Annotated in this window: 13 protein-coding genes, 1 other RNA gene and 1 riboswitch; of the genes, 4 read left to right on the top strand and 10 right to left on the bottom strand. The window is 37.9% G+C overall.

Annotation, left to right across the window (positions count from 1 at the left end):
• Positions 1-79 precede the first annotated feature (79 nt).
• Positions 80-505, bottom strand: a complete 426-nt coding sequence (gene mntR, locus G6Q10_RS05820; protein WP_163654058.1) for a transcriptional regulator MntR — start codon at positions 503-505, stop codon at positions 80-82.
• Between the two features lie 291 nt (positions 506-796).
• Between mntR and cspD the strand changes: the two genes are divergently transcribed.
• Both cspD and G6Q10_RS05830 read left to right on the top strand, forming a co-directional pair.
• Positions 797-997, top strand: coding sequence for a cold-shock protein CspD (cspD, locus tag G6Q10_RS05825; protein ID WP_163654060.1), 201 nt, complete (start codon positions 797-799; stop codon positions 995-997).
• 247 nt (positions 998-1,244) lie between these two features.
• Entirely contained in the window at positions 1,245-1,646 is a 402-nt protein-coding gene (locus tag G6Q10_RS05830) for a ribonuclease HI family protein (protein ID WP_163654062.1), read from the top strand.
• 22 nt (positions 1,647-1,668) lie between these two features.
• On the opposite strand, the gene G6Q10_RS05835 is transcribed toward G6Q10_RS05830, so the two are convergent.
• The 7 genes from G6Q10_RS05835 to G6Q10_RS05865 form a co-directional block, all read right to left on the bottom strand.
• A complete protein-coding gene (locus G6Q10_RS05835) occupies positions 1,669-2,535 on the bottom strand; it encodes a 5'-3' exonuclease (protein WP_163654064.1) in 867 nt (288 codons plus the stop codon).
• A 46-nt stretch (positions 2,536-2,581) separates the two neighbouring features.
• On the bottom strand, positions 2,582-3,889 hold the full coding sequence (locus G6Q10_RS05840; protein WP_163654067.1) for a nucleobase:cation symporter-2 family protein: 1,308 nt from the start codon (positions 3,887-3,889) through the stop codon (positions 2,582-2,584).
• A gap of 3 nt (positions 3,890-3,892) precedes the next feature.
• Entirely contained in the window at positions 3,893-4,471 is a 579-nt protein-coding gene (locus tag G6Q10_RS05845) for a xanthine phosphoribosyltransferase (RefSeq protein ID WP_163654070.1), read from the bottom strand.
• Between the two features lie 81 nt (positions 4,472-4,552).
• Positions 4,553-4,654, bottom strand: a riboswitch (purine riboswitch).
• 69 nt (positions 4,655-4,723) lie between these two features.
• Entirely contained in the window at positions 4,724-5,866 is a 1,143-nt protein-coding gene (locus G6Q10_RS05850) for a THUMP domain-containing class I SAM-dependent RNA methyltransferase (protein WP_163654073.1), read from the bottom strand.
• A 132-nt stretch (positions 5,867-5,998) separates the two neighbouring features.
• Positions 5,999-6,371: RNase P RNA component class B (gene rnpB / locus G6Q10_RS05855), an RNA gene on the bottom strand.
• A 39-nt stretch (positions 6,372-6,410) separates the two neighbouring features.
• Complete coding sequence (gene gpsB, locus G6Q10_RS05860) at positions 6,411-6,746, bottom strand: cell division regulator GpsB (protein WP_163654076.1); 336 nt, start codon at positions 6,744-6,746, stop codon at positions 6,411-6,413.
• Positions 6,747-6,831: 85 nt separating this feature from the next.
• Entirely contained in the window at positions 6,832-7,368 is a 537-nt protein-coding gene (locus tag G6Q10_RS05865; RefSeq protein WP_163654079.1) for an SLOG family protein, read from the bottom strand.
• 204 nt (positions 7,369-7,572) lie between these two features.
• Between G6Q10_RS05865 and recU the strand changes: the two genes are divergently transcribed.
• Together recU and G6Q10_RS05875 are read left to right on the top strand one after the other, a co-directional pair.
• The gene (gene recU, locus G6Q10_RS05870; RefSeq protein WP_163654082.1) at positions 7,573-8,169 is read left to right on the top strand and encodes a Holliday junction resolvase RecU; all 597 of its coding nucleotides are present in this window, start codon (positions 7,573-7,575) and stop codon (positions 8,167-8,169) included.
• 30 nt (positions 8,170-8,199) lie between these two features.
• Positions 8,200-10,707, top strand: coding sequence for a transglycosylase domain-containing protein (locus G6Q10_RS05875; RefSeq protein WP_163654085.1), 2,508 nt, complete (start codon positions 8,200-8,202; stop codon positions 10,705-10,707).
• Between the two features lie 186 nt (positions 10,708-10,893).
• Here the strand turns inward: G6Q10_RS05875 and G6Q10_RS05880 are convergent, their stop codons facing one another.
• A complete protein-coding gene (locus tag G6Q10_RS05880; RefSeq protein ID WP_163654088.1) occupies positions 10,894-11,397 on the bottom strand; it encodes a YpoC family protein in 504 nt (167 codons plus the stop codon).
• Complete coding sequence (nth, locus tag G6Q10_RS05885; protein ID WP_163654091.1) at positions 11,390-12,049, bottom strand: endonuclease III; 660 nt, start codon at positions 12,047-12,049, stop codon at positions 11,390-11,392. Before nth ends, G6Q10_RS05880 begins: the two co-directional genes overlap by 8 nt.
• Positions 12,050-12,052: the final 3 nt, after the last annotated feature.

Raw genomic sequence — 12,052 nt, forward strand, 5'->3', positions numbered from 1 at the left:
TATACACCGAAAACAAGTCGGTCAACAACAATTATCGCTGTTTAATCTTACAAATTGCAAATTTATACTACCAAAATCGTTAGTCCTCTTTAGGTATTCTTTCCTGCAATGCTCTTAGTTTTTCGAGTGCTTCGTTATTCTCTTCAAAAAACTGCACTAAATCACCTATACGATCAATCGAATTCCAACTGAGATGATGCTCTATCCCTTCAACGTCATCATAAACATGCTTTTCTTCTACGCCAAGTACACGTAAAAAATTTTCAAGTAAGGTATGACGTTCTAAAAGACGCTTACCAACTTTACTTCCTTTTGCAGTTAAAACTAAACCGCGATATTTTTCATAAACAAGGTATTCATCTTTATCTAATTTTTGAACCATTTTTGTAACAGATGACGGATGCACATCTAGCCCTTTAGCAATGTCAGATACACGGGCATACCCTTTTATTTTGATCAAAGAATAGATCTTTTCAATATAGTCTTCCATACTTGGTGTTGGCATACCATACCCTCCAACTTCATTTCTTTCTTCTCAAATTGTACTATATAAATCCGCTGAAACAAAGTAATTACACTTCTTTATGTGAAAACAAATCCCACATCGTTGGCTATTTTAAATGTTCATGAATCGTATGTATTTACAGCTTAAAATATTATTAAATATTTTCAAAATTCACTTGACTTTCATAGGTATTTAGGTTTATAGTGAAAATATCATGTAAAGGATGCTTTATATGTAGAGAATATTATAGTCACAGAAGGCTATAATTAAAGATTAGGAGGAACTGTTTCAATGCAAAATGGGAGCGTAAAATGGTTTAACAACGAAAAAGGTTATGGTTTTATTGAGGCAGAAAATGGTGGCGATGTATTCGTACACCACACAGCCATCAGCGGCGAAGGTTACAAGTCTTTGGAAGAGGAACAAAAAGTAACATTTGAAATCGTTGAAGGTAACCGTGGACCTCAAGCAGCAAATGTAGAAAAAGCATAACTTTGGAATGAAATAAAGATATTTTATCTTTTATAACGAGTCTGAAGCACAAAACAATTCGGAGTTTGGGACAAAATCAGCAGTTTGGCGTATTCGAAATGCGCCTATCTACATCATCTTTTTAAAAAGGATGACCAAGCTGATTCATGACCCAAACTCTTCGTAATAAATCAAGCCGATTTGTTTCTTTTATGTCTCAAGCTCGTTTTTCTTTAAAAACAAGTGGGCAAAGATTGGAGAAATTTTTTTGGACATTTATGTAGATGGAGCTAGTGCAGGAAACCCTGGTATAAGTGGCGCTGGTATCATCCTTGTTGGCGAAAATCTTTATGAACAGCATGCTTATCCTCTTTCTGTGATGTCTAATCACGAAGCGGAATTTATCGCGATTAAATTAGGCTTAGAACTAGCCGTAACAAAGCAAGCCCATTTTGTACGGCTCTATTCCGATTCGAAAGTAGCCATTGAAGCACTTGAAAAGCGTTATGTCAAAAATCCACTTTTCAAACCGCATTTAACCGAAATTCTAAATTTAACAGAAAAAATACCACTTTTCTATCCTGCTTGGCGCCACGTCACACAAAATAAGCAAGCCGATCAGTTAGCAAAACAAGCCATTCAAAAACAAAAAGAACTAGGAGATCAATAAAAAATGGACAACAAACACTCTTTTATAATTCACGCCACAATGTTTTTAACCCGTGAGCCTGAATAACTTCTTTGGCATTTTGATCAAAACCCGAATAAAGAGCACGTTCAAAATCTACTTCTAGTGGAACATTTGTATGAATAGTAGCTAGTTGCTGACTTAATTTTAACATATCTAGATCTTCTTGAATCTTCTTTTGCTGCCCTGGTTTAAGTTCTGTTATGTGATCAAGAACCCCTTGGATTGTTTCATATTGTTGAATCAATTGGAGTGCTGTTTTTTCACCAATACCGCGAACGCCAGGATAACCATCAGATGGATCCCCCATAAACGCTTTTACATCAATAAATTGCCTCGGTGTAATCCCCAGTTCTGCAAAAAATGTCGCTTCATCGTAGCGCTTATAATTCCCGTACCCCTTTTGCATGATCCAAACGTGATTCGTTGGACAGATCAACTGCAATAAATCTTTATCTCCACTTAAAATAACCGATTGAAATTGATCTTTTGTTTGTTCAGTAATCGTACCAATACAATCATCTGCCTCATACCCCACAACGCCAACATTTAAGAAACCTAGTTGTTCTGCCACTTCTTTTGCCAAATCAAATTGAGGGATTAGTTCTTCTGGCGGCACAGTTCTCTTTGCTTTATAGCCAACAAAAAGTTCATTACGAAATGTTTCCTTTCCCATGTCCCAGCAAATAAGCGCATGTGTTGGGTTATTTTGTCGAATCGCAGCAAGTAAATGGCGCAACATCCCTTGAACGCCATTTGTTGGTAAACCATTTTCATTATACATAAATTGCTTTGTCACACTGGTTGCATAAAACGCACGAAATAATAAGGCCATCCCATCAACAATTAAAAGCTTTGGTTTTGTTTCCACTCTGTTGCCTCCCTCACTTTTTATTCGATCAACTTGTTTTTATCCCTTATTTAACATGAACGCTTTTTTCAGTCAAAAGTTCTTCTGAATTAACTTTCTTTTTCATATTAAAAATGATATTGAGCGAAATAGCTGTCACGCTCCCAGCTACAATTCCATTGCTCGTAAATAACTGAATAAATGCTGGGAAAGCGGCAAATAAGTTAGGCACCACCGTTACACCAAGTCCAACACCAACAGAACAAGCAATAATTAACAAGTTTTCTTGAGACGTGAAATTAACTCGCCCAAGCATTTTAATCCCTTGAGCAACTACCATGCCAAACATGGCAACCATTGCACCACCAAGGACAGGTGTTGGAATGATTGTTGTCACTGCCCCAATTTTTGGAACAATCCCTAAAACAATTAAAAATGAAGCCGCCACGAAAATTACATTTCGCGTTTTAATTCCTGAAAGTTGTACTAACCCGACATTTTGTGAATAACCCGTATAAGGAAACGTATTAAAAATACCACCCAAAATAATAGCAAGACCTTCTGCCCGGTATCCTCGTGTTAAATCCTTCTTTTCAAGCGGTCGATTAACAATATCAGCTAAAGCAAAATAAACACCCGTGGATTCTACCATACTCACAAGCGAAATGAGGATCATCGTGATAATAGCAGACCATTCAAATGTTGGCATCCCAAAATAAAAAGGGACAGGAACATGAAACCACTGAGCCATAGAAACAGGCGCAAAATCCATTTTCCCCATTATAAAAGCAAACAGTGCACCACCAAATAGCCCAATTAAAACCGCAATTGCTCTCATAAATCCATTACCAAAGCGATAAACTAAAATAATAAGCAGCAATGTGCCAAAGCCAAGTCCAAGGTTATAAAGTGAACCAAAATCTTTAGCCCCCACGCCACCTGCTAAATTATTAATGGCAACTGGAATAAGTGTTAAACCAATCACAGTCACAACCGAGCCCGTTACAACAGGCGGAAAAAAACGAACAACTTTTGAAAAAAATGGTGCAATAAGTAACACAAATAAACCAGATGCAATGATTGACCCATAAATCGCACCGATGCCAAAATTTTGGCCAATTAAAATAATCGGAGCAATCGCTTGAACCGCACATCCCAGTACAACCGGTAAACCAATGCCAAAAAAACGATTCACAAAAAGCTGAAGAAGTGTTGCAATGCCACACATAAAAATATCAATAGAAACAAGATATGTCATTTGCTCTCCACTAAATGACAAAGCACCACCAATTAACAGCGGAACAATGACAGCACCCGCATACATCGCAAGTACATGTTGGAAGCCAAGTGCAAGAATTTTTCCTTTTAAAAACATGCCTTATGCCTCCTCCAGAAATTTAATCTGCTCATTTTCAAATGAGCTAATTCTTGCAAGTGAATAAATAGGGATTCCTGTTTTTTCTAATAAAGTACGGCCTTGTTGAAAGGATTTCTCAATGACGATGCCAATACCAGCTACTTTGGCGCCTGCCCACTCCGTAATTTCAAGAAGCCCAAGAACCGCTTGCCCATTCGCTAAAAAATCATCAATAATTAAAACTGTATCATCTGCACTTAAGAAGTTTTTCGAAATAGAGATATCGTTCGCTTCTTTTTTTGTATAAGAATAGACAGATGTCGTATATAAGTTTTCTTGCAAGGTGATTGATTTTTTCTTTCTGGCAAAAACAACAGGAACATTCATTTCCAATCCAGCAAAAACAGCAGGCGCAATACCAGAGGATTCAATCGTAACAATTTTAGTGACCCCTAAATCTTGGAAATAGTGACTAAACGCTAAACCAATTTCTTTCATGAGTGCAGGATCAATTTGATGGTTTAAAAATGAATCCACTTTAAGCACATTTCCTGGTAAAACGTTCCCTTTTTCTATGATATAATTTTCTAATAGCTTCAATACAAGAGTCTCCTTTCAAAATAAAAAAATGCCTATTTCGCAAATGAGAAATAGGCAAAATAAACCAGCAAACAACTGGTTTCTCGCATATTACTCACCTATAGTCCAATCATTTACGGCGACCGGGTAGAAACTTGCTGTCCATATTACAGCCATTATATAAGTGAAACTTGTACATTATTATAACGTTAATTATCGGAAGAAGCAAGACTATTTTGAGTAGCACAAGTAAGTAAAGCTTACGCGCTTGTTTTATTTATCTTGACGTGGTTTTCTTGGACCCCAGTATTGATAATAATCTGTTCGTAAATAACCATTATACAGTTTGCGTTTTTTCGTTGCTTTTTTCCCGTATACTTCTTCAAATGCCTCGTAAGACGTTAATACATAAATCGACCAAGTAGGAAGCGCTTGAAAGACTTCACCCATTTCCTTATAAAGCTTTATCACGGCTTCCTCGTCTTCCAAACGTTCGCCATAAGGAGGGTTTGCGGCAATAACGCCATACTCTTTGTCTGTTCTAAAATCAGCCAGCTGCATTTGTTTAAATGAAATAACATCAGGAAATCCCGCTTGCTCAGCATTTTGTTTTGCCATTTCAATTAATCTATGATCGATATCAGAACCGCTAATATCAAGTGGTTGTTCGTAGTTCGCAAGCTCCTTCGCTTCTGTCCGTGCTGCTTGCCAAATCTCTTGCGGCATCCAGTCAAAACTTTCCGATGCAAACTGGCGATTTAAACCAGGTGCAATATTGCGACCGATTAAGGCAGCTTCAATTGGAATCGTCCCTGAACCACAAACCGGATCATAAAAAGGGCGATCAGGATGCCAGCTTGTAAGGAGGACTAAAGCAGCGGCCATGGTTTCTTTAATCGGTGCCCCACCCTGCATAACGCGATAACCTCTTTTATGTAAGCCGACGCCACTTGTATCAATGGTTAGCGTTACTTGGTCTTTTAAAAGGGCCACTTCAATTTTAAATAAAGCGCCACTTTCCATTAACCGACCTTGCCTGCGATATTTTTCTGAGAGTCGGTTTACAATGGCTTTTTTCACGATTGCTTGACAATCTGGAACACTAAAAAGCGTTGATTTAACAGACTTACCGGAAACTGGAAATTCAGCATCAAGCGGCAGATAAGTTTCCCAAGGGAGTGCTTTTGTCTTTTCAAATAATTCATCAAATGTTTTTGCTTGAAACTCGCCAACAACAATTTTGACACGATCAGCAACTCTGAGCCATAAATTACTTCTAGCAATTGCACTTTTATCCCCGCGGAAAAATACTTTGCCATTTTCAACAGAAGGTTCATAACCTAGGCGCCTTACTTCTTTGCCGACAATTGCTTCAAGTCCAGAAGCAGCCGTTGCTACCAATTTAAATTGATCCATTTTATTCACCCTCATTTTTAAAGTTATACTCAAGAAAAAAGCTCTTTCAAATGACCGCTTTATCCTACTCGATAAAAATGCTAGGTGGTCCTTGAAACAGCTTCAAAAGTTCATTTCAACCTGATATTAACGCTCTATAAGCCATGTTTTGTCCTTTGCTACATACAGGGTAATAACAAAGGGATAATCATCTATCTGCACCGATGAAAACCGATGCCTCTTCCCTCGTTCAAATTCCTCGGGAAAAGTGCCCCTACCATTGTTTGAGTTTCTCGCTCGTGGGGTTTACCTCGTTCCACTTCTTTTATTTCTAAAAGAACTTCGTCACTGTGGCACTTTCAAGGTTATAAGATCATATCTAGCAAGACTTAGACCCTTCACCTGCCGTCAAACCAATACTTGGAATGCCCTGACTTATTGTTTTGTCAGGCACGAACACTACGGGCATCTCAGCCGCGTGCGAGCATGGACTTTCCTCTGCAAAAAGCAGCGATTATCCGAACGTTAATGATTTTTAGCCAATAATTTATCTTACCACAACAAACTATTTTTCGTCTAGTTTATTTCCAAAAACATGTTTCTCTAAATTAGACAAACGCTTCAAAATATCGAAATTCGTTGTGCCAGCTGGTTGAACTGGTGGCGTATTTTGAAAACCTTCCTTATCCACTCTTTGTGGCGATTGATTTAGTTCTTCCATAAGACGAGCAATTTCTGCTTTTAATTCTGTAATCTCTTTTTCATAGGTGTTATAGTCATTAATAATCTTATCTAAATATCCATCTACCTCTTCGGAGTAATAGCCACGAAGTCCTGTTTTAAATTCTTTTTCTAAAATTTCTTTTGCCGTTAAATTATATTCAAATTGCCCAGAAGCCATGATAAGTCACCTCTATCTCTCATTTTGCGTATATCTCTATTTTTCCAAATCTTACATCATTTGTCAACGTTAAGCCATTATTTTATTAAAAACTTTGTGTTTCGCTGACAACGTCCTCTAATTCATAAAAATCAATACAAATTAAAAAATAATCCGCTTCTTCTTTTGCTCGCTTATAAAAAAAACGCGGGCTTCCTTCTTTTTCTAGATCATAAAGCATTAATGCTCCGTCGGTATGATCGATAATAAATTGATCGCAAAGCTCAAATTGACTTGGATTTTCATAAGGCCTTTTAGTAATCCAGTCATGAAAATCAGCTTGTGCAATTATCTCTTCTTGCCACAATTGATTGGTTTCATTCCAGTTTGCACTTTGCTCTTTAAATGGCTCTAAAACAGCTAATTTTAAAGCGTAGCCTTCTTCTTGTAGTTCAAAAACCAATTCAGCTGCAAAAAGTTCCGTTCCTAGACGACCTGCTATAACCACCCACTCTAGACCCTCATCAAGAAAAGAAAGGATGTGACGTCTTAGAGCTAGCTTAATATATTTCACCTCTTCTGCCTCACGCTTAAAAATGCCTAATTCAAAGTTCTTATAGCCTGTTACAGCAACAGTTTTCATCACAGTTTTCCTTTTTATTTTCAAGCATAGCATAATTTATAATAAAACGGTACTTTTACGCTTCTAGTAGCTTATTCATTAAAATATGTTAAAATATGTATAAAATCACAAATGTACCCGTATCTAAAATTTTTATCTATCATTTCTACATTTCTTTGTTATAATACTTTAAAGAAGCTTTTTGGATTAAAAGAGGTGAGTAGCGTGGCAATAGGTTATCCTAATGGGAAAAAAAATAACGATCTAAAGCCCAGTAAAAAGCAGCAAACAATAACCACTTACGGAAAACGAGGCATGACTCTTGAAGACGATATTAACGATAGTAATCTTTTTTATTTAACGAACAATCGTGCTGTTCTTCACAAAAAGCCTACTCCGGTCCAGATCGTCCGTGTTGACTATCCTAAAAGGAGTAACGCAATGATCAAAGAAGCTTATTTCAAACAGCCATCAACAACTGATTATAATGGAGTATATAAAGGGAAGTATTTAGATTTTGAAGCTAAAGAAACAAAAAGCAGTACCTCTTTTCCATTAAACAATTTTCACTCACACCAAATGAATCATATGGCCCAAGTTGTAACACAAGGCGGAATCGCGTTTGTCATCCTTGCTTTTCCGACACTTGAAAAAGTCTATTTGACAATGTTCAATGACCTTTTTCCTTTTTGGGAAAGAATGGCTTCTGGTGGTCGCAAGTCCGTCAAAGTTGCCGAAATTGAAGCAGTATCTGACCAGATTCCTTATGGTCTAAATCCAAGGCTCGACTTTTTATCCATTTTAGATAAACAAATTTTTTAGTCAGTCTATTTCAAAGGAGAGAGATTTTTAATGGCAGAAACACCACAGACAAGATCTCAGTACCGCAATGTCCAAAATGCAAAAAAAAGAACAGGCAAAAAACAAATACAAAAAGCGCAAAAAGGGAAAAAAAATATTCTTAAATGGTGCTTTTTTGTTGCGTTATTTCTTGCATTTTTCGGTATTGCTTTTGGGACGGTCGCCTTCTATTCCTATGCAAAAAATGCACCTAAACTTACTGACTCCAAATTACGTGATCCCGTTTCCTCCAAACTTTTAGATAAAAATGGAAATGTTTTTGCAGAAGTTGGTACCGAACGCCGAGAATATATTTCTTATAAAGATATTCCAAAAACGCTTGAAGATGCGATTCTTTCAACTGAGGACGCTCGCTTTTATGAGCATGACGGCTTAGACCCGATTCGCCTCGGAGGAGCAGTAGTAGCGAATTTTAAAAATGGCTTTGGTAACCAAGGTGCTAGTACACTTTCACAGCAAATTATTAAATTGTCTTACCTCGATTATAAAAATAAAACACTTAGCCGTAAAGCACAAGAAGCATGGTTATCCCTTCAGCTTGAGCAAAAATACAGCAAACATGATATCATTGAAATTTACATCAACAAAGTGTATATGTCAGACAGAGTTCATGGCATGGAAACAGCAGCAGAGCACTATTTTGGCAAAAGCTTAAAGGAATTATCGCTGCCACAAATTGCACTTATCGCAGGCATGCCACAAAGTCCTAATAACTATAATCCTTATGAACATCCCGATCTAGCTAAAAAACGTCGTGATATTGTTTTAACAAATATGTATACCAATGGAAAAATCACCAAAGAAGCTTTAAACGAAGCCCAAAGCAAAAGTATTAAAGATGGTCTTCGCTCACAAAAACAACGCGAAGAAAAAACATATAAATACGATGCATACGTGACTGAGGTTTTAAAAGAAATTCCAAAAGAATATGATGTTTATCGCGAAGGATTAACGATCCAAACAGCACTTGATCAAGATGCACAAAAATACACTGAAAAAATGCTAAACTCAAATGAAATCGTAGCCTTTTCAGACAATAAAATGCAAACAGGAATTGTATTAACCGATACGAAAAATGGTCGCATTCAAGCCATTGGCGGTGCCCGCAATCAAGATGTAACGCGAGGCTATAACTATGCAACCCAGCTAAAACGACAAGTAGGCTCCACAATGAAACCCATTTCTGATTACGGACCAGCGATTGAATATCTAAATTGGTCAACGGCGCATGTTCTATCTGATGCCCCGTACACTTATTCAAGTGGTCAAAAAATCAATAACTGGGATTTCAATTACCAAGGAGACATCTCATTACGCCAAGCTCTTTACAATTCACGTAATGTCCCAGCTCTAAAAACATTGCAATCTGTGGGCCTTAATAATGCCAAAGATTTTACAAATAGACTTGGCTTTGATTATAAAGATTTCCATGAATCATATGCAATTGGTGCGAACCCGTCTAGCCCACTGCAAATGGCTGGAGCTTACGCCGCATTCGGTAATAAAGGAATTTACAATAAACCGCACGCCATTACAAAGATTATCCTAAGTGATGATACAGAAATTGACACCGAACCAGAAAGTCGAGTAGCCATGAAAGAATCAACGGCTTATATGATCACTGATGTCTTAAAAGATGTCATTCGTCGCGGAACAGGGGCAGCAGCGGCTGTGTCTGGCATTCCGGTTGCTGGTAAAACAGGAACAACCAACTTCGACGAAAAAGCTGCGTCAATGTACAATTATCCAAAAGGGGCTGCACGTGATGCTTGGTTCGCTGGTTATTCAACAAATTATACCATTGCCGTTTGGACCGGATACGATAGCTTAAAAAATTATTTATCTAGCCCTGAACAAAAGATTTCACAACGTATGTTTAGCAAACTAATGGCACATGTTTCAGAAGGAAAAAATACAGCTGATTTTAAACAGCCAAGCAATGTCGTTTCTGTTCCCATTCTAATTGGTAGTCATCCTATCGCCCAAGCAGCTGCTGGCACACCTAGTAGTATGATCTCAAATGAGCTCTTTATCGCTGGAACAACACCTGGACGTAGCGCCTCTGATTCTAGCTCTGATAACAACGCTAACAACAATGATACGAAAGAACAAGAACAGCAAAAGAAAGAAGAACTTGAAAAACAAAAAGAAGCGGAGAAGAAAAGACGAGAAGAAGAAGCTAAACAAAATGAACCACCTGCTTCTCCTACTGGCGTTAGTGCAAACTACAATGCAACAACAAAACAAATTAATGTCAGCTGGAGCTCTGTGAGGGACGCCACCTCTTATGAAGTCATAGCAAATGGACAAAAAATAACCGTTACCAGCACTTCGACTAGCTTAAGTGGCGGAAATCCTGGTGATACGATTACCATTTCAGTTGTAGCTATAAAAAATAACAACAGAAGCCCTGTATCTTCAACGACAGTAACCATCCCGCAGGAAAATGCAAACGAGCAAGAAAATACGAATCGAGACGCTACTTCAAGAGAACAATAAAAAATGAGTTTAGAAATAAATCGGCGACAAGCGCTCGCAGTTCGCATTTAAGAAGCTTGCCAGACTTCCGGTTCTACGCTTCCGGATTCTGGCAAGCTTCGTTTTCGCTCGATTTCTCGTGTTCAAAACATAGCACCTACACTCGATTGTTTAAATTAATATAACTTGAAACACGTAGACGCTTTTTTAAACATCTTTATTATGCTCTTTGACAATTAACTTTCGCTGCTCAAGCATTAATTCCTTTAGTTGACTATAGCCTAAAAAAGTGTCCCCACGTTCAAGAACATAAGCCAGACGCTCAGCTAAATTTAATGGCTGTATAACAAGTGTTTCAATTTGATCCCATAAGTCCATAAGTTGCACAGGGCGCCCATTACTCCAAAAAAGAACCGAAATGAAAATGCCCAACGCATCTCGAACAGTTGAACTAGACGGTTTTTCTTTTTTTTCAAGTGACGCATAAATCTCATCCAATAAGACATTCATATTCTTATTTAAATGACGACAAGCTTGCTCCCTGTTATCTTTCCAAGGCATAACCCCAGAAGCTTCAGTATAAAAGAGCTGTTCTTGCCAAAACGGGACACCACTAACAAAAATAGACGCCGGATCAAAATCCGCACTAACAACTTCTGGTGTTTTAAACGTAGGATGCCTTAGTTCAAGTGCATAAACAAATTCAGCCATCAAACCCTCTCACTTTCGCTTGTTTTTTTCCTTCACGACAAATAAAAAGTAACGGACAGGTCGGACATTCTGGTCTCCGTGCTTTGCAGTGATAACGACCAAAAAAAATCAGATAATGATGCGCATCCGACCACATTTCTTCTGGTAGTTTTCGCCTCAATGTCTCTTCAACTTCCGCCACCGAATCTTTATACCGACAAATCCCCAAGCGTTTACTGACACGCTCAACATGTGTATCTACAGCAATCGCTGGAATATTAAAACCGACCGACATGACCACGTTCGCCGTTTTTCTACCTACACCTGGCAAACTTTCAAGCTCAGCATGGGTTTTCGGAACACTCCCATTAAAATCTGTGACAAGCTTTTGTGATAATGCTTGAATATTCTTTGCTTTATTCCGATAAAGTCCAATCGAGCGAATATCCGCTTCGAGCTCTGTAACAGGCACACTAAAATAATCTTCTGGTGTTTGATATTTTTCAAACAACGATGCGGTGACTTTATTGACAAGGTTATCTGTACACTGCGCTGAGAGCACAACAGCAATCAATAGTTCAAATGTATTTTTATGCACCAGTTCACAATGTGCTGCTGGAAACATTTTTGCCATTTCTTCTATGCACATCACCGTTTGTTTTTTATTTAGCACAAC

The organism is Listeria sp. PSOL-1 (assembly GCF_902806445.1).
Taxonomy (GTDB): Bacteria; Bacillota; Bacilli; order Lactobacillales; family Listeriaceae; genus Listeria.

Excerpts from the sequence above, each read along its gene's own strand:
- mntR (WP_163654058.1), bottom strand. The coding sequence starts at position 505 with ATGCCAACACCAAGTATGGAAGACTATATTGAAAAGATCTATTCTTTG.
- cspD (WP_163654060.1), top strand. The coding sequence starts at position 797 with ATGCAAAATGGGAGCGTAAAATGGTTTAACAACGAAAAAGGTTATGGT.
- G6Q10_RS05840 (WP_163654067.1), bottom strand. The coding sequence starts at position 3,889 with ATGTTTTTAAAAGGAAAAATTCTTGCACTTGGCTTCCAACATGTACTT.
- G6Q10_RS05850 (WP_163654073.1), bottom strand. The coding sequence starts at position 5,866 with ATGGATCAATTTAAATTGGTAGCAACGGCTGCTTCTGGACTTGAAGCA.
- gpsB (WP_163654076.1), bottom strand. The coding sequence starts at position 6,746 with ATGGCTTCTGGGCAATTTGAATATAATTTAACGGCAAAAGAAATTTTA.
- G6Q10_RS05865 (WP_163654079.1), bottom strand. The coding sequence starts at position 7,368 with ATGAAAACTGTTGCTGTAACAGGCTATAAGAACTTTGAATTAGGCATT.
- G6Q10_RS05875 (WP_163654085.1), top strand. The coding sequence starts at position 8,200 with ATGGCAGAAACACCACAGACAAGATCTCAGTACCGCAATGTCCAAAAT.
- G6Q10_RS05880 (WP_163654088.1), bottom strand. The coding sequence starts at position 11,397 with ATGGCTGAATTTGTTTATGCACTTGAACTAAGGCATCCTACGTTTAAA.